Source organism: Streptomyces similanensis (assembly GCF_039543625.1).
GTDB lineage: Bacteria > Actinomycetota > Actinomycetes > Streptomycetales > Streptomycetaceae > Streptomyces > Streptomyces similanensis.
This window is the reverse complement of the sequence record NZ_BAABKC010000037.1, coordinates 195,060-219,100: the sequence shown is the minus strand read 5'-3', so window position 1 is coordinate 219,100 and position 24,041 is coordinate 195,060. Positions and strand designations below refer to the sequence as shown.

The following is a 24,041-nucleotide window of genomic DNA, read 5'->3' as shown; positions in this document are numbered from 1 at the left end:
CCGCGGGCCGCTCACACGGAGCGCACACGCCGCTGACACGCGACGCACCCGGTCGACTCGCGGAGCGCGCGGTCGCGTCCGGCTCGGTGGGGAGGGCCTGCTCGCCGGTGTGCGAGGATCGGGGAATGGAGGGGACCGGGCGGCTTCGGGTCACGCTGCTCGGCGCCTTTCAGGCATCGCGTGACGGCGCCGTCCTGGCCGTGCCGGGCGCCCGGCTGCGGGCCCTGCTCGTACGGCTGGCCCTCGCCGGCGGGCACCCGGTGGGGCGGACCGGGCTCATCGAGGCGATCTGGGCCGACGACCCGCCCGACGAACCGGCCCACGCGCTTCAGGACCGCGAGAACGGAGGACGGATGTCGGTGAACGGGTATCGGCGGCGACCGGGGCGGGGCGTCCTCGCGCTGGCGGGGGCCGCCCTCGCGCTCGCGTTCCTCGGCGTCGTCGGCGCCTGGGCGTACTTCGTTCACCGCATGTCCGACCCCGCGACGGTCCTCGCGATCGGCGTGCGCGTCGACGGATCGCGCGTCTCGGTCAAGTTCCCCACCTGCCCTTTCGAGGAGGTGCGGACGGTGGAGGTCTACGACCGCGACTCCGAGAAGCTGCTGTGGAAGGCGACCGGCCCCAAGACGGCCGAAGGCCGGCACGGCACGGTGACCCTGTGGAGGGCCGCCGACTTCTCGACAGCGGCCCCGCGACCGGTACCTGGGACGCTGCCCGAACACCTCGACGTCGTCTCGACGTACGCCGGTACGGACGGCGGCACCGGAGGAATCGTCGACGTCGCCGAGGTCGCCTCCGCGCACGTCCCCGAGGGCACGTACTGGACCGACAGCGGCCCGAGGACGGCGGCGCAGCTGGACGCACAGCTCACCTGCCGTACCAGCCGCCGGCCGGAGGGCGTCGGCACGCTTCGCTGATCGCAGCCGGCTGCCCCACCGCGGCCGGGAGGAGGGCGGCGGTCAGGCGACGAGGCCGAGCCGGGGGCCGCCCCGGTCGCGCAGTCGCCGGAAGAAGGCGAGCACACCCGCGGAGCCGCCGGCCCAGGTGGCGCTCGGCCCGGCGAGAGAGGTGTCCGGGAACACGGGCCGGGACCAGGTGCCGCCGCTGCGGCTCAGGATGAGCAGGGCGACGGTCTCGGCCGCGTCCCAGAACTCCTCGGACGCCGACGCCTCCGCGACGTCCACCATCAGGTCGCCGACCCCGGCCAGCCCGCAGCACCGGGTGACCAGCGGCATCCGCGGCGCCAGATCGGCGCAGGCGCGCGCGGCCCGCTGGGCGAGGTCGAGATACCCGGGCTCGTCGAGGTGTTCGGCGGCCCGTACGAGGACGGTCCCGATGCCGGCCAGGCCCCGGCACCAGGAGCCGTAGCGGCGGGTCGCACCCGGCGCGGCGGCCGCCACGATGATGTCCGGGGTCACGGCGGCCAGCCGCGCGGCGGCCTCCTCGGCGCGGCTGATCACGTCCGGGTCCCCGGTCGCGGCGCCGTGTGCGAGCAGGAAGCAGGCGATGCCCGCCTCGCCGTGCGCGATGCCCTCGCGCAGTGCGGCGCGGCCGGCCGTGTCCGGGCCGGCCGGGGTCAGCCGGGCGGCGCCCTCGGCCAGCATCCGGTCGCAGTCGGCGGCGACGGCCAGGTGCAGGTCGGCGGCGTGCGGGTCGCCGGAGCGGCGGGCGTGCCGGGCGAGCAGCAGCCGGCCGAGGCCGACTCCGGCGACGCCCGCGATCAGGTCCGCCTCCGGCGGTCCGCCGTCCGGTGCGCGGTCGGGCAGGACGGGGTGCGGGGAGCGCGCGTCCGCGTCTGTTTCCGGCTCCGGCCGCGGTCCCGTCGCCGAGCCGGCTTCCGCGAGGAAGAGGGCGACGCCGGTGCTCCCCGTGTAGAGGCCGGGTGGCAGGTTTCTGGACTGTCGCGCCGTCCACCGCGCCAACGTGGTGACGGTGGACCGCACATGTGGCCGGTGCGTGTGGTGAAGGAGCTCCAGTCCGAGTCCCGAGGTGCCGCCGTAGACGTCGATGGAGGTGGGGACGGCCAGGTGTGCGGCCCGTACCGGGTCCACGACGGCGTGCGCCTCGCGGACGCAGTACGCGGTCGTGTGCTCGATGATCTCGTCCAGCAGGTCGCCGTCGATCCGGGGGCGCGCGGGCCGGCGTACGGTGGGGGCCGTGCCGGTGCGCAGGCGGTCGGCGGCGGCGGTCCGTACGGCCGGGTCGAAGCTCAGCAGACCGGTGATCGAGGCCCGGATCGCCCGGTGGGCGCGCCCGGGCAGTGCCCACTCCAGACAGGCCAGAGTCCGGTCCCGGTTGACCGCGTGGTCGCCGTCGACGATCACCGGGTCCATGCCGGTGGCGGCGAAGAAGAGGGTCGCGCCGAGGGCGTAGTGGTCGTCGGCGGGGGCGGCCGGTCCGGTCGCGCGCAGCACCGGCTCGCTGTATCCGGGTGTCGCCCCGCCCGGGCCGGTGCCCTCCCACTCGCTGATCCCGAAGTCGATCACGTGGCAGTGGCCGGGGCCGGAGTCGTCGAGCACGACGTTGTCGGGTTTGAGGTCGCGGACGACCACGTCGCGGCCGTGGACCGCGTCCAGGACGCCCAGGAGCCGGGCGGCGAGGACGGACAGGGCGCGTTCCGGCCGGATGCCGTCGTCCCGGTAGGGGCCGTCGCGCAGGACGTCCCTGCGCAGGTCGCGGTCGCCGCAGCTGCTCAGCACCAGATACTCGTCCGAGTGATGGGCGAAGTAGTCCAGTGCGCGGGGCACACCCGTGACGCCGTCGAGCGCGGTGAGGACGGCGCGCTCGTTGCGCAGCCGGTGGCGGGCGTCCGTGCCGGTTTCGTCCTCGCCCACGAAGGCCCTGGCCTGTTTGACCACCACCGGCCGTCCGAGGGTGCGGTCGAGCGCGCGGTAGACGTTGCCGCGGGGTGCGCGCGCGATGCCGGCGGTGACCGTGTAGCGGCCGCCGCCCAGGCCGGGCGCGGTCGGTCCGTCGTCCTGTCCGGAGGAGGTGTCGAAGGGGTCCTCGGCCCAGGGCGGGCACCGGTAGCGGCCGACGGCCAGGCCGTCGAAGACCCGCCCGTCCGGTCCGGTCATGACGGATTCGAGCCGTCCGCTGCGGCCGGTCCGGTATTCGCCCGTGAAGGGGCCGTAACGGTAGTAGACCGGGGCCCTCGGGTCGACCCGCCGGTCGCTGACGATCCGCGGGCCCTCCCGGTCACGCAGTGCGGCGGCGAGGTCCCGGGCGACCTCGACCACGGTGCCCGCGAGGGGGTAGACGGTGATGGCCTTGCCGACGGCTCCGGTGCTCACCGCACCGGAGTTGAGGCGGCGCAGCGTCTCCGGGTCGCGGGCGAACTTCGCGTGGCAGATGTGCCGGGCCAGCACCGGCAGGACGAGCCGGGTCACCGCGTCCAGGTCGCCCGGACGCGCCGAGACGTGCAGTTTCCAGCCGTGTTCCATCGCCGGCATCCGCGGATCGTTCAGGTACGACCACGTGTCGTCACACGCACCGACGCGGCCGGCGATGGAAACGGCCACGGTTACGAGTTCAGGTCGCAGCCGAGGCGGGTGGTGGCGGTCACCCAGGGGTCGGCCAGACACGCCGAGGGCTCGCGGTCGCCGCGGTCGTCGTCCTCGAACACGATGGCCTCGTCGTCGATCTCCAGCGGTCCCGCGTCGCGGAATCCGTCGGTCTCCAGAAGAGCGGGCACGGCTACGGGCATGTGACGCCTCCATGGGTGTCGTGCGCTGAGTTGCCGGCAAGAGCCGACGCGGGCCGGTGGACCCGCTCGCTGCACAAAGGTAGGGAGGTGTGAACTCTGTGACAAGGGGTCAGGTGACACCTGGCGCGGAGAGGCCGCCGGAGCCGCCGCGTCCGCGTCCGCGCCGACGCGATCCGTGCCACTACGGCGGCGGGCGCGGCCCACCGCCGCGGTCACCGAACCCGGCGGTGTGCCGGACGGAGACATGGGAGGGGGCAGGCAGTGGTGTCGGCGGTCGCCGACTTGAGTACGGATACTCATGGGTGTGACCCGCCGCGGCGGCGACGCTCTCCTCATGCGATCCACATCTCTTGCCACGTCCCTCGCCGTCTTGGCGGTCGGCTGCGCTGCTCTCGCCGGTTGCGGCACAGGCCGGGCGAACGGACGACGCGCCCCGCCCGGGCCGCCGTGGTCGCGGGGTGTGCCCGGGCAGGGGTGTCAGTCACGTCGGTGGGGCCGTGGCTGTCAGGCCGGGCGGGTGCCCGGCGGGTAGCCGGTCGGGAGGTCGACGGGTGTGCCGTAGACGCGCATCTCGGCCGCCGCGGCGAAGGGCTGGCCGTTGAGCGCGTTCGACGCCGTGAATCTGACGTACGAGGCGCGCACCGGGGCGAAGGCGGCGCGCTGGATCTGCGTCGTGTCCTTCAGGGAGCCCTTGGCGACCACCGTCCAGTCCGTGCCGTCGTCGGAGACGGCGATCTCGTAGTCCTTGACCCTGCCGTTCGGGCCGCCGCTCTGCCGTCCGAGGTAGCCGAAGCCGTCGACCGTGGCGGGTGCGCCCAGCTCCAGCGTCACCCAGTGCGGGTAGGGCGCGTCCGCCTCGGTGTAGTCGGTGTGCCAGATGGTGTCCGTGGCGCCGTCGAGGACGTTCGAGGCCGGGCCCTCACCGGCCCCGGAGGAGCTGTTCTCGGAGTCGGCGGTGGCCGTCATGGAGCCGGGCGAGAGCACCGGGACGTCCGAGACCGCGGCCCTGGAGTCCGCGCTGACGGTCTTGGTGGCGCCGGCGTTGTCGTAGGCGGCCGTGGTCCGCCAGGCGGCGGTGGTGCCCGCGGCGTCCCGGGGAGGTGTGAGCAGCCAGGTCGTGGTGACGGACCGGCCGGGCTCGACGGTGTCGAAGAGGTTGCCGTCCTTCTCCTTCACCTCGGCGGTCCAGCCGGCGGGCAGGCCGTCGAGGGACAGCGCGACGTTCACCGCGTCGCTGCGCTCGTTGTTGGTGAAGGTCGTCCGGTATTCGCCGGGGATCCCGGGGCTGAGGTCGGCGCCGGCCGGCGCGGTGACGCCGGCGCAGGCGGGGCCGCCGTCCACCGGGCCGAGGTCGGTGACCCGGAAGTCGTCGAGCACGAAGTCCGTGGCGGCGGCGCCGCCGATCCGGCGCAGGCCGACCCAGGTGTCGCCGCACCCGGTGACGATCTCCTTGGCGTAGGTGGCGGTGTCCCGTGCGGGAGCGAACGTGTCACGGGTGATGTCCTTGGACACGACCTCGCCGTCCCCGACGGTGTCGGCGCCGGTCACCCAGGCCCACTGGTCCTCGACGTTGGTCTGGTAGTCGAAGGACACCGCGTACTTGTGGCCCGCGGTGAACGGCACGGTGGCGGGCACCGTGCGGTAGACGAGCCCGCTGTTCTCCGCGTGGGACTTCAGCGAGTGCCTGCCGTCGATCACGTCGTCCACGGCCTGGCCCTTGAGGGCGCCGCTGTCGTAGGGCCGGTAGGTGTTCTTCCAGGTCTTCTGGCTGTAGGGCTCGTGCAGGTCGCTGATGCTCGTGCGCGGGTCGGTGACGCCGCCCGCGTCGCCCTTCACGAACGGCCCCCAGCCGGGCTGGTTGCCCTCGAAGTCGTCGCCGGCGACGACCGCGGCGCCGGGCGCGCCGCCGGACCGCGGCAGCGGCGTCGTGGTGTCGGCCATGATCCGTACGTCGTCGAGGACCACCGCCGCCCGGCCCGGCGCGGCGGCGAGGGACACGGTGGCCGTGCCGTCGCGGGGCGCGGTGAAGGCGAGGGACGCGCGCTGGGCGTAGGTGTCGCGTTTCTCGTCCGACGCCATCGTGTTCCGGGCCGGTGTGGTGTCGAAGGTCTTCGCGGCCGCGGTGCCGCGGCCGTCCGCGCGCAGGGTGGTCGCGCGGCGCTCACCGGCGGCGATCTCCACGTCGGCGCTCAGGGTGTAGCGCTTGCCGGGGGTGAGGCCGGTGACCTTCTGGGAGATGCCCGACGCGCCGGCGCCGAGGCGGACGACGTTGTCGCCGTTGCCGGCGCGTGCCGTCCCGGCTCCGCCGCGCGGGTTCCACGCCTTGAGGCCGCCCGCGTTGAAGCCGGGGTCGGTCAGTGCGGTGCCCGCGCCGTACCGGGGGGCGGGCTGGGGCGCCTTGCCGCCGTCGGGCACGAGGACGTACGGGGTGTCCTTGGCGGCGGTCAGGGTCACCCGGCCGTCGTGCGCCGTCACCCGGGTGGTCTTCACCCGGCCCTGGTCGGTGAGCCGGTACAGGGTGAAGTGCCGGGTGGCGGCGAACTGCCGGGTGAGGTCGAAGGTGTGGGCGCCGCCGGAGGCGCTGTAGAGGTACATCTTGTCGGCCCTGCTGGGGGACGTGGTGTCGTCGGCGGTGCGGGCGTCGCCCCAGGGCAGCAGATACGTGTCGCCCTCCAGGACCGTCGCGTCGCCCATGGTGATGCGGCGCTGTCCGTCGGCCCGGGTGACCCGCACATCGCCGGTGAGGCGTGCGCTCCTGCCGAAGTCCCAGTCCAGCACGTCGTAGTGCTGGAGGAACTTGGTGGGCAGGTTGTCGGTCCAGATGGTGCGGTAGAAGGCGTTCCAGTCGTCCTGGCCGGTCCAGCCCTCGAACTCCTTGACGCTGGAGCCGCCGAGCAGCGGGTCGACGTTCCACACGTCGCGGTCGGAGTTGGCGAGGAAGCGCACGATGTTGGAGTTGATGCCCTTGTTGGTGGCGCCGCCGTAGTTCTTGTCGCTCGCCCAGTGCGACCAGATCGAGTCGCCCTCGAACTTGTAGGCCCACTCGGTCGCGACCTCGAAGCCCATCTTCCGCAGTTCGGCGGCGAGTTCGTCGGCGAGCCAGCCGCTGGAGTAGTAGACGTCGATGTAGACGCCCTTGAGTTGCGGGTAGTCCTCGCGCAGTTGCCGGAAGCGGTCCAGGACCGCGCCGGTGCCCAGGTCGGTGCGCTGGTCGATCTGGTAGGACTGGTTGAGCCAGTCCCAGCCGTTCGCCTGTCCCTTGATGAGGACCTCGCTGAAGTGCTTCGCCTGGGGGTATGCCTCGGTGACGTTGACGTGGACGGCGAAGTCGGCGTTGTAGCGGGCGCCGTCGCGGATGAGCGTGTTGAGGTCGGCGCGGCCGCCCGCCCGGACGTTCTCGTTGCCGCCGTAGTCCGGGTGGCCGGAGTCGTGGCCCTCGCCGGCGTACCCCTTCTCCAGGGCCCACTGGCCGAGGTCGTCCGTCGCCATGGAGATCCGCTTGACGTTGTCGAGGGTCTTCAGGAACGGGTTGGTGGCCTGGCTGGCGAAGTTGAACGGGATGTGCTGGACGACCCGTTCGGGCACCCGGTCGGCGCCCGCAGGCGGCGGCGTGGCGGCGCGTTGGGCGAGGGCGGCGTCCTGCCAGTCGATCCGGCCGTCGCCGTTGGCGTCGGCGGCCAGGACGACCGTGGTTCTGGGCAGTTCGTAGCGGGCCACCCGGGGGTCGGTGGCGCCCTTGGCGGCGTAGGTGTAGTTCCCCACGGAGAGTTCGGCCCGGCGGGCGCCGCCGCCGGCGTCCACGATCCGCGACTGGAGCCGGGTGTTGCCGTTGTCGTTGTCGGCCTGGGCCGCGTCGTCCGTGGCGTTGGTGATCAGTCCGGCGGACAGTTCGGCGTTGCTGACGAAGCCGTAGGGCGTGCCCACGGGTGCGTCGTCCGCGGCCGTGTCGCCGGTGATGTCGACGAACCGGTCGGCGGTCGTCGTGGAGTCGGCCGAGATCCTGGTGCGGGCGAGCCGCGCCCCGCGGTCGCCGGAGTCGACGGACACGAGGGACTGGCCGGGTATCGCCAGCTGGTCGACGGTGGCGGCGGCGCCGCCGGAGATCTTTTCCACGGCGAAGACGACGCTGTGCCGGTCGGTCACCGTCAGGGACGAGGTGATCGTGAGGTCGGGGAGGTCGCCGAACGTGGACGTGTAGGTGGCCTTGTTCCGGCTCGCCCTGAACGTGGTGGTGGCCCGGTGGGCCGTGCCGTTGATCGTGAACGAGTCCAGGACCGCCGCCCTGCCGTCCATGGTCCTGCCGTTCAGGTCGTACGAGACGACCTGGGGGAACTCCTTGGCCACCGTCACGTTCAGTCCCGCACCGGACAGCCGTGCCGCGGTGGCCGGGTGGTCGGGCGGCGGCGGAGTCACCGGGTTCCAGACGGCGGCCGTGCCGGAACCCGTGGCGGCGGTCCCGCCGGCCCGGGCGTGTCCGGGTGCGGCGGCGGTCGACAGCATTCCAAGGGAGAGCAGCAGGGCGACCGATGCCGCCGTACCGGGTCTCAGGGCGGGTGGGTACAGGCGCTTGCGGGACGAGCGTGAGGTCATGAACTCCACCTCTCGGATACCTGCGGAGGACTCTGCCCGGTCAGGGCGGGGACGACCCTAGTGGTATGGCAGCGATAACACTAGAAGGCCCGTAGGGGCAGGAGGAGCTTGCGTTATCGCTGCCAGAGGGTTCTCACGTCACTCGAACGTCTCGACGTACTCCTCGGCCGGTCCCAGCTCGGGCCGGTCACGGATCTCGACCCGCTCTCCCAGCCGCTCCAGCTCCAGGATCGTGACGGTGTTCTCGCCCCGTACCGTGAAGGGCGCGGGGAGGTAGAGCGTGACCTGCGGGCCGATCTCCCAGTAGCGCCCGAGGAGTGCGCCGTTGACCCAGACGAAACCCTTGCCGAAGCCGGGGAACGCGAGGAACGCGTCGGCCGGCTCGGCGACCGTGAACCGCGCGGTCGCGAAGCCGGCGGCGCCCTGCGCGGGCGCGCCGGACACCGCGCGCCCGAGGTCCTCGGCGGTCCACTCGTCGAGCGGCAGCCGGTGCATGGTCCAGCCGTGCACCAGGCGGCGTTCCACGCGGACGCCGCCGAGGATGCCCTTGCCCTGGCCGAGCAGCGGCCCGTAGTTGATCCGGCCCTGGTTCTCGACCAGCAGGTCCAGCCGCACCCGCTCGCCCGTGCCCTCGACGGTCACCGTGCCGGTCTCCCGGTCCAGTACGCCGGCCGGCGTGCCGTCGACGAAGACCTGGGCCCGGTCGTGCAGCCCGGTGACCGTCAGCGGGCTGGCGCCGCGGGGCAGTCGCGGGCGGGCGCGGTAGAGCACCAGACCGGACGCCTGGCCCAGTTCCTCGAAGCTGAGCGGATGCGGGGAGGGCGTCGCCGGGGACACCGCTTCCAGGGCTCGAAGCAGTCCGGCGCCGCGGACGACGGGCAGGGTGCGCGGCTTCAGCAGCGGCGGGTCGGCGGGCGGCGGCCGGTGGGGCGCGGTGCCGGAGGCGGCGAGCAGCCGCTCCCGCAGGGCGGTGAACTTCGCGGTGAGCGCGCCGTGTTCGGCGATCGGCGCGTCGGAGTCGTAGCTGGTCACGGTCGGCTGGAAGGTGTCGCCGTCGTGGTTGGCGCCGGCCCACAGGCCGAAGTTGGTGCCGCCGTGGGCCATGTAGACGCTGACCGAGCCGTCCGCGTCGATGATGTCGCCGAGGGTGCCGGCCGCGCTGTCCACCGAGCGGATGTGGTGCCGCTCGCCCCAGTGGTCGAACCAGCCGTTCCAGAACTCCGCGCAGACGAACGGCTCGTGGGGGCGGCGCGCGCGCAGCAGTTCGGCGGCCTGGGCGGCGCGGGAGCCGAAGGTGGCGGCGGCGAGCTGGCCGGGCAGGGTGCCGCCGTCGAGCATCAGCTCGGTCGGTCCGTCCGCCGTGTACAGCAGCTCGGTGACGCCCCGCTCGACGAGCGCGTCGCGCAGCCAGCTCAGGTAGGTGTGGTCGTCGCCGTAGCTGCCGTACTCGTTCTCGATCTGCACGGCGGCGATCGGGCCGCCGCGGGCGGCCTGGAGGGCGGCGAGGCGGGGCACGAGGTCGTCGAACCAGCGCGCGACCTCGTCCAGGAAGGGCCGGTGGGAGGAGCGGACCCGCATGCCGGGTGTGCCGGTGAGCCAGGCGGGCAGGCCGCCGTTGTCCCATTCCGCGCAGATGTAGGGGCCGGGCCGGGCGATCACGTCGAGGCCGGCGTCCTGGGCGAGCCGGACGAAGCGTTCGACGTCGTGCCAGCCGTCGAAGCGGGCCCGGCCCCGGCGGCGCTCGTGGAAGTTCCAGGCGACATAGGTGTCGACCGTGTTGAGGCCCATGGCCGCGAGGCGGTCCAGGCGGTCCGCCCACTGGTCGGGGTGGACCCGGAAGTAGTGGAGCGATCCGGCCAGGATCCGGTGCGGGCGGCCGTCGCGCAGGAGCCGGCCGTCGCGGTGGGTGAGGAGGGGCGCGGGGTGGCGGGGTGCGGGGTGGCGGACGGCCGCCGCGGCGGTCGCGGGGCCGGCCTGGGGCGGTGGGCTCACGGATGTCCTCGGGGGCGCTGCGGTCGTCGTCGGGTCGGGCCGGGCCGGCGGGGTCACTTGACGGCTCCGGCGGTCATGCCCGCGCGCCAGAACCGCTGGAGGGCCAGGAAGGCGATCACGAGCGGGGCGACGGACACCAGTGAGCCGATGACCACCAGCGGCGGCGGCACCGCCACATGGCTGGCGTTCCAGCCGACCAGGCCGACGGTGACCGGCTGGAGCCGGTCGTCGCCCAGGACCATGGCGGGCAGCAGGTAGTTGTTCCAGATCTCGACGAACTGGAACAGGAAGATCGTCACCAGCGCGGGCAGCATCATGCGCGTCGCGAGGGTGCGGAAGATCCTGAACTCGCCCGCCCCGTCGAGCCGGCCGGCCTCGATCACCTCGTCCGGCACCTGCGCCGCGAAGACGCGGGAGAGGTAGACCCCGAACGGGCTGACGACGCTGGGCAGCAGCACGGCGAGCGGGTTGTCGATCAGGTGGACGCCGGAGAACATCAGGTACAGCGGCAGGGTGAACAGCACCTTGGGCACCAGCACGGCGGCGAGCACCGCGCCGAACAGCACACCGCGCCCCCGGAACTCGTACTTGGCGATGGTGTATCCGGCCAGGGCGGACAGCGCGGTGCCCACCAGGGCGCCGACGCCGCAGTACAGGACGCTGTTGAGCATCCAGCGCCAGAAGATGCCGCCGTCCTGGGCGCTGAGGCGGGACAGGTTGTCGAACAGGCCGAAGCCGTCGAACCAGAGTCCGCTGCCGCTGAACTGCGCGCCGAACGGCTTGGTGGCGGCGACCAGCAGCCACCACAGCGGGAGGAGGAAGTAGAGGGTGGACAGGGCCAGCAGCAGCATGACGGCGGTGCGGCTCAGCGGGGTCGTCTCGCGGCGCGGCCGCAGCCGTTGCGGCTTGGTGGAGGTGGTGCTCACGCCTGCTCACCCCGGTTGGTCAGTTTGAAGAAGACGAAGGACACGACGCCGACGAGCACGGCCAGGACGACCGACTGGGCTGCCGCGTAGGGGTAGTCGCCGGCCGCGACGGCGGCCTGCGCGGACATGATCGGGGTGAACGCGGAGGAGATGGCGCCGCTGGATACCGGTTGCAGCACGACCGGCTCGTTGAACAGCTGGGCCGAGCCGATGATGGAGAAGACCGCGGTGAGCGCGATGGCGCCGCGCACCGCCGGGATCTTGATGCTCCAGGCGATGCGCAGCGCGGAGGCGCCGTCCACGCGGGCGGCCTCCAGCACCTCGGCGGGCACGGACTGGAGCGCGGCGTAGATGATGACCATGTTGTAGCCGGTCCAGGCCCAGGTGACGATGTTGGCCACCGACCACAGCACGGTGCCGCCGGAGAAGAAGGGGACGTGCAGGCCGAGCGGTTCCAGCAGGTGGTTGACCGGGCTGGACTGGGGCGAGTACATGAAGGACCACACCAGCGCGGCGCTCACGCCGGGGATCGCGTACGGCAGGAAGCCGGCGAGCCGGAAGAAGCCCTTGGCGCGGGCGGACCGGGAGTCGAGCAGCAGGGCCAGGCCGAGCGCGAGGCCCAGCATCACCGGCACCTGGACGACGCCGAAGAGGGCGACCCGGCCCAGCGAGGAGGTGAAGCCTCCGTCGCCGAAGGCGTGCGTGTAGTTGCCGATCGGGTCGAAGACCTTGGTCGGCGCGGTCAGTCCCAGGCCGGAGCGGTGGACGACGAACAGGCTGCTGACGGCCGCGTAGACGATCGGGGCCAGGTACATGGCGGCGAAGAGCACCGCGAAGGGGCACCAGAACAGCAGCGGTGTGCGCCGGCGCCCGGCGGCGCCCCGGGTCCGGCTCCGGGCGGCGAGGGGCCCGCGGCCGGGGCGCCGGGGTGCGGCGCGTCGTGCGGGTGCGGTGTCCCGCGCCGTGGCGAGGTTGGTCATGAGAGGCACTTTCTTCAGCCGGAGACCTTGAGGCCCTGGTGCTTCAGCTCGGCGACGGTCTTGTCCTGGGCGGTGCGCAGCGCGTCGGCGATGGTGCCGTTGCCCGCCCACGCCTTGCCGAGGCCGTCGTCCAGGTCGGCGGCGGTCTTGGTCATGACCGGGCCCCAGGTCCAGTCGGCGTCGACCTTCGGCGCCGCCTTGGCGAAGACGTCGTAGATCTTCTGGCCGCCGAAGTAGGGGTCGGTCGCGCTCAGTTGGGGCAGGTCGGTCAGCTTCTCGGCGGCCGGGTACAGCCCCGCCTTGTCCACGAGGATGCCGTAGGCCGTGCGGTCGGTGCTGAGCCAGTGGGCGAACTTCACCGCGGCCTTGGGGGACTTGCAGCCCTTGAGGACGGCGGTGGCCGATCCGCCCGCGTTGCCGGTGCGTTCGTCGCCCGCGCTCCACCGCGGCATCGGTGCCACGGCCCACTGGCCGGCGCCGTCCTTGGCGCCGCCCTTGATGACGCCGGCCTGCCAGACGGCGCCGACGACGGTGGCGATACTGCCGTCGCCGAGCCCCTTGTACCAGGCCTGGTCGTACATCGGGGCGTTGCTGATCGCGCCGGTGCGGACCAGGTCCTGCCAGTAGTCGGCGACCTGGCGGTTCGGGCCGGAGGCGAGGCTGACCTTCCAGGAGTCGCCGTCGACGCCGAACCAGTGGGCGCCGTTCTGCCAGGCCAGGCCCGCGTAGTCGTAGTCGAGGTAGGGGGAGGAGATGTACTTGTGCGGGTCGGCGGCGTGGATCCTCTTCGCGTCGGCCTTGTACTCCGCCCAGGTGGCGGGCGGCTTGAGGCCGAGCGAGTCGAAGACCTTTTTGTTGTAGAAGAGGGCCATGGGGCCGGTGTCGACGGGCACGCCGTAGACGGCGTCGCCCACGGAGACGGACTTCCAGGACGCGTCGAAGAAGTCGCCCTTGCCGGCGTCCGCGTACTCGGCGACGTCCTGGAGCGCGCCCTGGGCGGCGAAGCTCGGCAGGGTCTCGTAGCCGAGCTGGGCCAGGCAGGGGGCGTTGCCGGCCTGGACGGCGTTGAGCGTCTTCTGGTATCCGCCCTTGGCGCCGGGCTGGACCTGCTGGTAGTCGATCCGGAGGTCGGTGTGGGTGCGGTTGAACGCCTTGACGGCGTCCGCGTAGCCCGGGGCCCAGCCCCAGAACGTCACCGTCGTCCTGCCGCCGGAGCCGGCGCCGGAGTCGGACCCGGAGCCGGAACAACCCGCGAGCAGGAGTCCGAGGGTGACGGCGCCGGCCAGGGCCGCCGTCCGCAGGGGTGGCTTCTTCACGGCTTCTCCTTCGGAGTGCGTCGGGGAAGCGGCGACCCGGCTCCCCGCGGCCCGTCGCGGGCTCGCTGATGTGCCGGAACTATGGCACACGATGTTATCGATGCCAATAGTGGTCAGCTGGAGGGTTCACCCGGTGCCGAGACAGGGATGATGCGTGATGAGGGCGTTACCATCGTCGCGACATGGGAGGAGGATCATGAAGAGGCAGAACGCGGACGGCGACACCGCACGGCCCCCCGGGATGGTCGACGTCGCCCGGCTGGCCGGGGTCTCGCCGCAGACGGTGTCGCGGACCCTCGCGGGCCACCCCAATGTGCAGGAGAAGACCCGGGCGAAGGTCCTGGCCGCCGTCGACCAGCTCGGCTACCGCAAGAACAACGCCGCCCGGATGCTGTCCTCCGGCCGCAGCCGCACCATCGGCGTCGTCATGCTGCAGACCAACTTCTACTCGCGCACGGCCGTTCTGTACGGCATCGAGAGCGCGGCGCGGGACGTCGGCTACACCGTCTCCACCGCCACCACCTCCTCCCTGGACACCTCCGCCATCGAGAGCGCCCTGTCGCGGCTGGCGGACCAGGGCGTCGAGGGGGTCGTCCTGGCCGTTCCGCTCACCCATGCCAGCAGCCGGATCGAGCAGCTCACCAGCTCGATCCCGACCGTCACCATCGACGGGTCGCGCACCTCCGCCACCGAGGTCGTGGCCGTGGACCAGTCCCTGGCCGCACGCCTGGCCACCCGCCATCTGCTGGAGCTGGGGCACGAGACGGTCTGGCACGTGGCCGGGCCCGGCGAGTGGCTCGACGCGGCCAGCCGCGCCAGGGGCTGGCGCGACACGCTGGAGGAGGCGGGCAGGGCCGTGCCGCCCGAGCTGGAGGGGGACTGGTCACCGGCCTCCGGCTACCGCAACGGCCTCATCCTGGGCCGCATCCCGGACGTCACGGCGGTCTTCGTGGCCAGCGACGAGATGGCGTTCGGAGTGATCCGGGCGCTGCACGAACTCGGCCGGCGGGTGCCCGAGGAGATCTCCGTGGTCGGCGTCGACGACATCGCCCTCGCCGAGTACTGCTCCCCGTCGCTGACCACCGTGGCCCAGCCGTTCGCGCAGATGGGCGGGCTCGCCGTCGCCCATCTGCTGCGCCATCTGAAGGACCCGGACGCCCCCGTCGAGCCCGCCTCGGTCGAGCCGGCCCTGATCGTGCGCGGCAGCACCGCGGCGGCGCGGAGCGAGGACCGGTAGGCGGCCCGTACCCGCACCGGCCGGCGGCCGAGCAGCCCGGATCAGGGGCCGCTCGGCCGCTTTTCCGTGTGCGGACGGCTCGCACGCACCGCGGTGACGGCGGCGGAGTGACGGTGCCGCGGCTCTAGTGTTATCGATGCCATTCGTCTACTGTCTCCCTCACCTTCCCTCGGGGTCCTCGTCGCCAGGAGGAAGCCGACAGGTGACGCGATGCCCCTGCGCCCTTCACAGCCCCTGATCAACGCCCCTCCCTTCCGGGATTCCCCGCGTTCTCCCCCCAGGGGCTTCCCAGCTCCCTCCCTTCCGGAGGTCGCGCAACACGCTCATGGTCGTCCCGGTGTCGCCGAGCCGACGGCGCCGGACGCCGACGTCCCCCGCACACTCAAGGAGCACCTGTGCCACGCCCCCGCTTCGTCCTGCCCGCCATAGCCGCCGCCGCGGCCCTGGCGCTGGTCGGGAACACCCCGCCCCAGGCCGCCGCCGCCCCGTCCGACGCCGCCTATACGGTGACCGTCGGCGCGAAGGGCTCCTGGACCCACCCGACGGACACCCCGGCCGCCCCGTTCATCGACAAGGACGGCACCTTCTACTACCAGCAGTCCGCCGCCCTGTACGGCGCGAGCGAACCCCGCAAGTGGGACTTCTACACGGGCCGCGACTTCGACAGCGCCGCCTTCTCCAGCACGATCAGCGACGCGGTGAACCCCGCCAACCCGCTCGACAAGAACGGCGACACCACCTGGCGGTGCAACAACAGCCCCACCGGCCGGGAGGCCACCGCCGCACCCAGCGGCTCCAGTTACTCCCAGAAGAACTACTGCGACCTGGTCGGTGTGTGGACCGACCCGGACACGGGCGACTGGTACGGCCTGGTCCACAACGAGTTCACCCCGCAGCCCTTCGGCGACGGCGTCCACTACGACGCGATCGACTACGCCGTCTCCACCGACCAGGGCAGGACATGGAGCATCAAGGGCCACGCCCTCACGTCCCCCTACAGCACCAAGCGGGGCGACACCGCCGCCTTCCCCCAGCAGACGTACTACTACGGCGACGGTGACCAGCGGCTGTTCGTGGACGCCGCCTCCGGCTACTTCTACGTCTACTACGGCTCCCGGGTCGTCGAGAAGGGCAGCGGCTGGAAAGCCTTCCAGGAGCACGTGGCGCGCGCGCCGATCTCCGCCAAGATGGCGCCCGGGTCGTGGCAGAAGTGGTACGACGGCGCCTGGTCGCAGCCGGGCGTGGGCGGCAAGGAGAGCAACATGGTGCCGGCCGGCTCCGCCGGCTCGACCGGGTACACCCCCGTCTCCGGCGAGTACGACCCGGCGAACACCGGCACGGTGAGCCAGCAGATCGCGGCCGGCAAGATGCCCGCGACCTCGCCCCTGTTCGTGATGGACATCGCCTACGACGCGTACCTGGGGCTGTACATCGGCGAACCCCAGGCCGTCGACCAGTCCGGCAACGCACCCCAGCAGCTCTACGCCACCGACGACCTCGCCACCCAGAAGTGGTACCCGATCGGCGACACCGGCTCCTACCGCACCGCGTCCTGGTACCGCTGGTTCCTCGACGGCGCGAACAAGACCAACTCCGCGATCCTGGGCCGCAGTTTCCGCTCCTACTGCTCCTTCGGCTGCTCCAACGGCGCCTCCGGCGAGTACGTCGACGTCACCGTGGGCTCCTCCGCGCCCGCCGCCGCGCCGGTGGATCTGTCCAAGTCCTACCGGATCACCAGCGCGGGCGGCCGCGTCCTCGCCCAGGCATCGGGCGGCTCGGCGACCACATCGCTGGGCGCCGCCACCGGATCCGCCCTGGAGTCTTGGTCGTTCGCCGCCGACGGCGACGGCTCCTACCGGATCGCCAACGGCGCCACCGGCCAACTGCTGGGCGTCGACGCCACGTCCACGACCGGCCGCGCCTGGGGCGCCAAGCCCACGGTCACCGCGGCCGGCGCGGGCGGCCCCTCCGTCGGCCAGCAGTGGTGGATCATCCCCAGCACCGGGTCCAAGGGCGCCTACCGGCTGGTCAACCGCTACAGCGGCCTGGTGATCGGCCTGTCCTCCGCCGCCGGCCGCCTCGCCGAGACCACACCCGTGCGCTCCTGGACCGACGCCTCGGGCAACGCCGTCGGCGGATCGCGCACAGCCGCCGAACAGACCCTCGCCTTCACTCCGGTCGGCACCGCGTCCCTCGACGGCGTCCACACCCTCACCGCGAGCGACAAGGCCCTGGACGATCCGGACCACTCCACCACGGCCGGCACCCAGCTGGTGACCTGGACCCCCAACGCCGGCGCCAACCAGAGCTGGGTCTTCACCCGGCAGCCGGACGGCTCGTACCAGATCGTCAACGGCCAGTCGAAGCTGTGCGTGGACATCAGCGGCGGCTCGACCGCCGCCGGCGCCAAGGTCATCCAGTGGACCTGCACCGGCAGCGGCAACCAGCGGTGGGTGCTCAGCGCCGTCCCGGGCGGTTACACGGTCGCCTCCCAGAAGAGCGGTCTGCTGCTCACCACCGCCTCCACCGCCGACGGCGCCCTCGTCACCCAGCAGCCCGACACCGGCTCGGCGTTGCAGCGCTGGACGCTGGGCTGAAGCAGACCCGGGGGCGGCGGCGGCCGGACCGGCGCCGCCGCCCCGCCGCACCCGGCGGTCCGCCGCCCCCAGGGCGGAAGTAACGGTCCGATAACCCGCCTTGGCTCCCACCCGGCCGCCGTCAATACTGAGGGCGCGTGCTCGATTCTGCTCGAAAGTCGCTCGCATCGAGCACCTTCTTGCACATCGCTCCCGTGCATCTCTCATCCGAAGAAGAAGGACTCCGCGCATGGCCGACTCGACCGAATGCCGCACCACCACGGAAATCGCGTCACAGCCCCACACCTGGCGGCGGGCGGCCGCTCTCGTCGCACAGGTGCGGGACGTGCTCCCCCGTGACGGAGAGCGGGTGGCCGTGGTCGGCTGCGGAACCTCCTGGTTCATGGCCATGGCCTACGCCCGGCTGCGCGAGGACGGTGGCCAGGGGGAGACCGACGCCTTCGCGGCCTCGGAGTTCCCCGTGGGCCGGCGCTACGACCGAGTCCTGGCGATCACCCGCTCCGGCACCACCTCGGAGGTGCTGGAGCTGCTGTCCCGGCTCGCAGGGACGGTGCCGACCGTGGCCCTCACCGCGGACCCCCGCACTCCCGTCATGAAGGCGGCCGACTCGGTGGTCGTGCTGGACTTCGCGGACGAGGAGTCGGTGGTCCAGACGCGTTTCGCCACCAGCGTGCTGGCCCTGCTGCGCGGCCACCTGGAGTCGGCCGGCGCCCTGCCGGCCGGGACGCGTCCGCTGTCCCGAGCCGTCCAGGACGCGGAACGGGCGGTGGCCGCGCCGCTGGATCCGCGGCTGTGCGACGCCGAGCAGTTCACCTTCCTGGGCGCCGGCTGGACGTACGGCCTCGCCCTGGAGGCCGGGCTGAAGATGCGGGAGGCCGCCGGCGCCTGGACCGAGGCGTATCCGGCCATGGAGTACCGGCACGGCCCGATCAGCATCGCCGCCCCCGGGCGCGTCACCTGGATGTTCGGCACGGCGCCGCAGGGCCTGGCCGACGAGGTCGCCCGGGCCGGCGGCACGTTCGCCGGAGCGGAGACGGCGGGGGGCTCGGACCCGATGGCGGATCTGATCCTCGCGCAGCGGCTCGCCGTGGCACTCGCTCGGACGCGCGGTCTCGACCCGGACCGCCCCCGCAACCTGACCCGCTCGGTGATCCTCGACTCCCATGCCTGACGCCCCCGCCGCGAGCGGCCGCGTGAGCGACGGCGGCGAGCCGAAGAGGAGCCGGACACCGTGATCGTCACCGTCACCCTCAACGCCGCGCTCGACGTCACCTACGAGGTGGAGGCCCTGATCCCGCACGGGTCGCACCGGGTGACCCAGGTCCTGCGCAGACGCGCCGGCGGCAAGGGCGTCAACGTCGCCCGGGTGCTGGCCGCACTCGGTCACCGCACCCTCGTGACCGGTTTCGCCGGCGGGGCGACGGGCCGGGTCATCCGCGCCGACCTCCGCGCGGCCGGACTTGCGGACGCCCTGGTGCCGGTGGCGGACGACTCCCGCCGTACGGTCACCGTGGTCTCCCGCCGGGACGGCGACGCGACCGTCTTCAACGAGCCCGGGGCGAGGGTGAGCACCGCCGAGTGGGAGGACTTCGCGGACCGCTTCCCCCGCCTCGTGCGGGACGCGCACGTCGTGGTGCTCTCCGGCAGCCTGCCGCCGGGGCTGCCGTCCGACGCCTACGCCGAACTGATCCGGGCGTCCCACGAGGCGGGCGCGGCGACGGTCCTCGACACCAGTGGCAGCGCCCTGCTGGACGCCCTGAGCGCCGGTCCGGACGTCGTCAAGCCCAACGCCGCCGAGATCCTCGAAGCGACGGGCCGGCAGGACGTGGCCCGGGCCGCGGCCGACCTGCGCACCCACGGCGCGAAGGCGGTGGTCGTCTCCCGCGGCCCCGAGGGCCTGCTCGCCGTCACCCGGACGGAGAGCTGGCGCGCCGTCCCGCCGGAGCGCCTGGCGGGCAATCCCACCGGCGCGGGCGACGCCTGCGTGGCCGCGCTCGCCGCGGGTCTGGTGGACGGCCTGACCTGGGACGCGGTCCTGCGGGAGGCGGTGGCCCTGTCCGCCGCGGCCGTGCCGTGCCCCCTGGCCGGCGACTTCGACGCCCGGCTCCACCACCGTTTCCGCACCCACGTCGCTCTGGAGAAGATCAGTGCCGCTCACACCTACTGACGACATCGTCGGCCCGGCTCACGAGGCGGGCAGGGGGGTCGGCGCGTTCAACGTCGTACAACTGGAGCACGCGGAGGCCATCGTGGCCGGGGCCGAGCGGGCCGGGCAGCCCGTCATCCTCCAGATCAGCGAGAACACCGCGCGCTACCACCGCGCCCTGGCGCCCCTCGGTCACGCCTCGCTGGCCATCGCCCGCTCCTCCCGCGTCCCGGTCGCCGTCCACCTCGATCACGCGGAGTCCGTCGACCTGGTCCGCGAAGCCGTCGAACTCGGCTTCACCTCGGTCATGTTCGACGCTTCCCGGCTGCCGTACGAGGAGAATCTCGCCGCCACCCGCGAGGTGACGCGGTACTGCCACCGGGCGAACGTGTGGGTCGAGGCCGAACTCGGCGAGGTCGGCGGCAAGGACGGCGCCCACGCTCCGGGTGTGCGGACCGATCCCGGGGAGGCGCTCGCCTTCACCGGGGCCACGGCGGTCGACGCCCTGGCCGTGGCGGTGGGCAGTTCGCACGCCATGGTGACCCGTGACGCCGCCGTCGACTTCGCGCTGATCGCACGGCTGCGCGAGGTGCTCGACGTGCCGCTGGTGCTGCACGGCTCGTCCGGCGTGGACGACGACGGACTGGCCGGCGCGGTCGCCGCGGGCATGACCAAGGTGAACATCTCCACCCACCTCAACAAGCTCTTCACCCAGGCCGCGCGGAGGGAACTCGCCGCGAACACCGCCCTGACCGACACCCGCGCCTACCTGAGCGCCGCCCGTGCCGCGGTCGAGAGCGAGGTGGCCCGGCTCCTGGAACTCCTCACCGCCGACGGACGGCGGTGAGCCCGCACGCGATCGCGCCCGCCACCGCCCCGGTCGGTCTCGGTCGGCCTCGGTCGGTCTCAGGTCGGCCTCAGTCGATGCAGAACTCGTTGCCCTCGATGTCCAGCATCGGGATGCACGCGTCGTCGCCGTCGTACAGGGTCTGCACGTGCACCGCGCCGAGCGGGACCAGGCGGGCGCGTTCGGCGTCGAGTGCGGCGAGGCGCTCCTCCCCCACCAGCCCGGTGCCGACCCGCACGTCGAGGTGCACCCGGTTCTTGACGGCCTTCCCCTCGGGGACCCGCTGGAAGAACAGGCGCGGGCCCACACCCGAGGGGTCCACGCAGGCGCACCACGCGTCGCGCTGTTCGGGCGGCTGCGCACGGGTGAAGTCGTCCCACGTGGCGAACCCGTCCGGCGGCGGTACGACATACCCGAGCACCTCGCACCAGAAGCGGGCGAGGCGCTCGGGTTCCGCGCAGTCGAAGGTGACCTGGACCTGCCTGATCGCTGACATCGGCGCACCGTACCAAGGGGTCCGGGGACCGCGCCGCTCATTTCTCCGGCCGCGGGCGGCCGCGGTCCGCCGGGTCGCCCGCCGCTACTCCGCCAGGTCCGGGGTGCGCACCGGGCGGCGGAAGCCGCCCGAGCGCAGGGCGAGGATCGCGACGCCGACGAGGGCCCAGACGACGCCCACGACCTTGGCCGGGGTGTCCAGGCTGATCCACAGGGCGACGTTCACTACGAGCCCGAGGGCCGGCAGCAGCAGTTGCAGTACGGCGGCCGCGGCGCCGCGGGCCTCCGGCCGTCCCGCGCGGCGGTCGCGCACCCAGAAGCCGATCACCGCCACGTTCACCGCGGCGAAGGCGACGTAGGCGCCGAAGTTGATCAGTGACGCGGCGCTGCCGAGGTCCAGGAAGACCGCGGAGGCGGCGATGACGCCCACGACGAGGACGTTGGCGGCGGGCACGCCGGTACGCGGGTCGACCCGGCCGAAGACCTTGCGCGGCAGCATCCCGTCGCGGCCCATGGCGAACAGCAGCCGCGCCGCGCTCATCTGCTGGGTCAGGCCGCAGCCGAGGACGGCGGTGAGGTATCCGCCGACGAAGACGGTCTGGAACGCGGCGCCGCCGATGTACCGGGCGATCTGCGGTGAGGCTCCCACGATGTCGCCCACGGCCGAGACGTCCGGGAAGAGCGTCTGCATGACGTAGGTGATGGCGAGGAAGAAGACCCCGGCGGCGGCCACGATGAGCAGGATGGCCCGTGGGATGTCCCGGCGCGGGCGCTCGGCCTCCTCGGAGAGCGTGGAGACGGCGTCGAAGCCGAGGAAGGACAGGGCCAGCAGTGAGGCGCCGCCGAACAGGTCGGGCAGCCCCACCGTGGCCGGGTCGAACCCGGTGGTCCCGAAGGACCGGCCGTGGGTGAGGACGGCGCGGACGGCGAAGACGAGGAACGCGATGGCCACCCCGGCCTGGACGATCACGAGTGCCACGTTGACCTTGGCGGCCAGTCGCACCCCGACCAGATTCAGCGCCGTGCAGAGGACCACGGTGGACAGCACCCACACCCAGGCCGGGACGGCGGGCAGCACGGCCCCCATGTAGATCGCGGCCAGCAGGGCGTTGAGCATGGGCAGCAGGACGTAGTCCAGCGTGGCGGACCAGCCCACCAGGAAGCCCACGGGGGCGCCGAGCGCCTTGCCCGCGTAGGTGTACACGGACCCGGCGGAGGTGATGCGGCGGGCCATCCGCGCGTAGCTGAGCGCGGTGAGGCCCACGGCGACGAGGACGGCCAGGTAGGCCAGCGGCACATGGCCGTCGGTCGCTTCGGAGACCAGGCCGAAGGTGTCGAACACGGCCAGGGGCGCCATGAAGGCCAGGCCGAGGAAGACGATGTGGCGCAGCTTCAGGCCGCGTCGCAGGCCCGCGCCGCCCGGAGCGGTGTGGGTGTGTCCGGCGGTGGCGGTCTCAGGGGTGGCGACGGGGGTGGGTGGGGCGCCGGGTGGCTGTGCGGAGAGGTCAGGCATGGGTGTGACCGCCTTCGGTGTGGGCGGAGCAGGAGGTGAGCGCGCCGTAGTGGCCCGCGGTGGGGCGTGCCGTGGCGGCGTCGTGGACGACCTCGCCGCCCACCCAGGTGATCTCGGCCCGCTGGTGCAGCAGGGCGGCCGGGTCCGGTTCGAGCGCGTAGAGGTCCTCGGACCAGGCGACGAGGTCCGCCTTGGCGCCCTCGCGGATGACGCCGTACTCGTCCTCGCGGTGCCAGGCCCAGGCGCCCTCGGCGGTGTAGCCGCGCAGTGTCTCGTCCAGGCCCAGGCGCTCGGCCGGGGTCCAGGCGTCCTTGCCGTCGAGGCCGGCCCGGGTGAGGGCCGAGTAGAAGCCGACCAGCGGGTCCATCTCCCCCACCTGCCAGTCGCTGGAGAGGGCCACGTGTGCGCCGGAGGCCATGAGGGAGCGCAGCCGCCAGGCCCGGTCCCAGCGGGCCTGGCCGACGTTCTCCATCCAGGTGCCGGCCACCAGGTCCGGGGAGCAGTGGCGCGGCTGCATGGCCGCGGTGACGCCGAGCCGGGCGAAGCGCGGCAGGTCCTCGGGGGCGAGACACTCGACGTGCACGATCCCGTGGCGGCGGTCGCGGGTGCCGTTGGCGCGCGCGGCGTGCTCGACGGCGTCCAGGGCGAGGCGGATGCCGCCGTCGCCGGTGGCGTGGGTGTGGGTCTGGAAGCCGAGGCGGTCGAGTTCGGTGACGACCTGGGTGAGTTCGCCCAGCGGCGCGGAGGGGTGGCCGCGGTGGCCGGGCCGGTTGGCGTAGTCGTCCAGCATCCAGGCGTTGTGCGGTTCGATCACGTCGTCGGCGTAGAGCTTGACGGGGCCGAAGGCCAGGCGGTCGCCGCCGGGGGCCGCGTCGGCGGCCTCGCGCAGCTGCCTGCGGAACGCGCCGTCGGAGCCCATCGGGTGGAAGAGCGCCGCGATGACGCGGGAGCTGAGGCGGCCTTCGTCCTGGGCGCGCCGGAACAGGTCGATCTCCGCGAGCGGGACCTGCGGTTCGACGACGGTGGTGATGCCGGCGGCGGTGGCCATCTCCAGGCTGCCGAGCAGCTTGCGGTAGCGGCGCTGGGGCGAGTACATGGGGATGTCGCGCTGGAGCCCGGCCAGGCCCGCCGTCGTCATGGCGCTGGTGTAGAAGTCGGTGACCCAGCCGGTCGCCCGGCCGTCGGCGTCGCGCTCCGGGCGGCCCCAGGGGATGTCGCCGCCGTCGTCCAGGCCCAGCGCGCGCACGGCGGCGTCGTTGAGCCACACCGAGTGCTGGTCGTAGGTGGTGACGAAGACCGGGCGGGTGGTGATGCCGGCCAGGTCGCGGGCGTGCGGGCGGCGGCCGTGGACCACCGAGTAGACGGCGTTCTCGGCGCAGATCCAGGTCAGGTCCGGGCGTGCTCCGGCCAGTTCGGCGAGGCGGCGGCGGACCTCCTCCAGGGTGTCGGCGCCCTCCAGGCTGACGGCGTCGGGGTCGAAGCCGAGCAGCAGGTGGTTGTGGCTGTCGATGACGCCGGGTGTGAGCAGGCCGCCGTCCAGGCGGCGGTGTTCGCGGGCGGCGGGGGCGTCCGTCTCCTCGCCGACGTAGGCGATGCGCCCGCCGGTGATGCCGACGGCGCCGGCCCACGGCCGGGCGTCGTCGAAGGTGCGCACACGTGCGCCGGTGATCAGGGTGTCGAGCATGGTGGTCCTCGG

General features: G+C 73.0%; 16 protein-coding genes. 6 read left to right on the top strand and 10 right to left on the bottom strand.

Going from position 1 to position 24,041, the window contains the following annotated elements:
• Positions 1-125 precede the first annotated feature (125 nt).
• Positions 126-917, top strand: a complete 792-nt coding sequence (locus tag ABEB07_RS12360; RefSeq protein ID WP_345668362.1) for a hypothetical protein — start codon at positions 126-128, stop codon at positions 915-917.
• A 42-nt stretch (positions 918-959) separates the two neighbouring features.
• Here the strand turns inward: ABEB07_RS12360 and lanL are convergent, their stop codons facing one another.
• The 7 genes from lanL to ABEB07_RS12325 all read right to left on the bottom strand — a co-directional run bounded on the left by lanL (position 960) and on the right by ABEB07_RS12325 (position 13,510).
• The gene (lanL, locus tag ABEB07_RS12355) at positions 960-3,521 is read right to left on the bottom strand and encodes a class IV lanthionine synthetase LanL (protein ID WP_345668361.1); all 2,562 of its coding nucleotides are present in this window, start codon (positions 3,519-3,521) and stop codon (positions 960-962) included.
• A gap of 2 nt (positions 3,522-3,523) precedes the next feature.
• Positions 3,524-3,706: an SflA family class IV lanthipeptide gene (locus ABEB07_RS12350; protein WP_164587241.1), complete on the bottom strand. Its 183-nt coding sequence runs from the start codon at positions 3,704-3,706 to the stop codon at positions 3,524-3,526.
• Positions 3,707-4,210: 504 nt separating this feature from the next.
• Positions 4,211-8,296, bottom strand: a complete 4,086-nt coding sequence (locus ABEB07_RS12345; protein ID WP_345668360.1) for an endo-alpha-N-acetylgalactosaminidase family protein — start codon at positions 8,294-8,296, stop codon at positions 4,211-4,213.
• Between the two features lie 138 nt (positions 8,297-8,434).
• Positions 8,435-10,183: a glycoside hydrolase family 35 protein gene (locus tag ABEB07_RS12340; protein ID WP_345668415.1), complete on the bottom strand. Its 1,749-nt coding sequence runs from the start codon at positions 10,181-10,183 to the stop codon at positions 8,435-8,437.
• A gap of 158 nt (positions 10,184-10,341) precedes the next feature.
• Entirely contained in the window at positions 10,342-11,214 is an 873-nt protein-coding gene (locus tag ABEB07_RS12335; RefSeq protein ID WP_345668359.1) for a carbohydrate ABC transporter permease, read from the bottom strand.
• Positions 11,211-12,194 (bottom strand): carbohydrate ABC transporter permease, encoded by a 984-nt coding sequence (locus tag ABEB07_RS12330; RefSeq protein ID WP_345668358.1) that lies wholly within the window; start codon positions 12,192-12,194, stop codon positions 11,211-11,213. Before ABEB07_RS12330 ends, ABEB07_RS12335 begins: the two co-directional genes overlap by 4 nt.
• A 14-nt stretch (positions 12,195-12,208) precedes the next feature.
• Positions 12,209-13,510, bottom strand: a complete 1,302-nt coding sequence (locus ABEB07_RS12325) for an ABC transporter substrate-binding protein (protein ID WP_345668357.1) — start codon at positions 13,508-13,510, stop codon at positions 12,209-12,211.
• A gap of 196 nt (positions 13,511-13,706) precedes the next feature.
• On the opposite strand from ABEB07_RS12325, the gene ABEB07_RS12320 reads away from it, so the two are divergent.
• The 5 genes from ABEB07_RS12320 (at position 13,707) to ABEB07_RS12300 (ending at position 20,337) form a co-directional block, all read left to right on the top strand.
• Positions 13,707-14,747, top strand: a complete 1,041-nt coding sequence (locus ABEB07_RS12320) for a LacI family DNA-binding transcriptional regulator (RefSeq protein WP_345668356.1) — start codon at positions 13,707-13,709, stop codon at positions 14,745-14,747.
• A 395-nt stretch (positions 14,748-15,142) separates the two neighbouring features.
• Positions 15,143-17,344 carry an RICIN domain-containing protein gene (locus tag ABEB07_RS12315; protein WP_345668355.1) on the top strand — a complete coding sequence of 734 codons (2,202 nt, stop codon included), beginning with the start codon at positions 15,143-15,145 and terminating at the stop codon, positions 17,342-17,344.
• 229 nt (positions 17,345-17,573) lie between these two features.
• Positions 17,574-18,515: an SIS domain-containing protein gene (locus tag ABEB07_RS12310; RefSeq protein WP_345668354.1), complete on the top strand. Its 942-nt coding sequence runs from the start codon at positions 17,574-17,576 to the stop codon at positions 18,513-18,515.
• Between the two features lie 60 nt (positions 18,516-18,575).
• Positions 18,576-19,511: a 1-phosphofructokinase family hexose kinase gene (locus ABEB07_RS12305; RefSeq protein ID WP_176147526.1), complete on the top strand. Its 936-nt coding sequence runs from the start codon at positions 18,576-18,578 to the stop codon at positions 19,509-19,511.
• On the top strand, positions 19,492-20,337 hold the full coding sequence (locus tag ABEB07_RS12300) for a class II fructose-bisphosphate aldolase (RefSeq protein WP_345668353.1): 846 nt from the start codon (positions 19,492-19,494) through the stop codon (positions 20,335-20,337). The genes ABEB07_RS12305 and ABEB07_RS12300 overlap by 20 nt, the downstream gene beginning before the upstream one ends.
• Positions 20,338-20,407: 70 nt before the next feature.
• On the opposite strand, the gene ABEB07_RS12295 is transcribed toward ABEB07_RS12300, so the two are convergent.
• The 3 genes from ABEB07_RS12295 to ABEB07_RS12285 form a co-directional block, all read right to left on the bottom strand.
• The gene (locus tag ABEB07_RS12295; protein WP_345668352.1) at positions 20,408-20,833 is read right to left on the bottom strand and encodes a VOC family protein; all 426 of its coding nucleotides are present in this window, start codon (positions 20,831-20,833) and stop codon (positions 20,408-20,410) included.
• Between the two features lie 84 nt (positions 20,834-20,917).
• Positions 20,918-22,345 carry an APC family permease gene (locus tag ABEB07_RS12290; protein WP_345668351.1) on the bottom strand — a complete coding sequence of 476 codons (1,428 nt, stop codon included), beginning with the start codon at positions 22,343-22,345 and terminating at the stop codon, positions 20,918-20,920.
• A complete protein-coding gene (locus tag ABEB07_RS12285; protein WP_176147523.1) occupies positions 22,338-24,029 on the bottom strand; it encodes an amidohydrolase in 1,692 nt (563 codons plus the stop codon). Before ABEB07_RS12285 ends, ABEB07_RS12290 begins: the two co-directional genes overlap by 8 nt.
• Positions 24,030-24,041 lie beyond the last annotated feature (12 nt).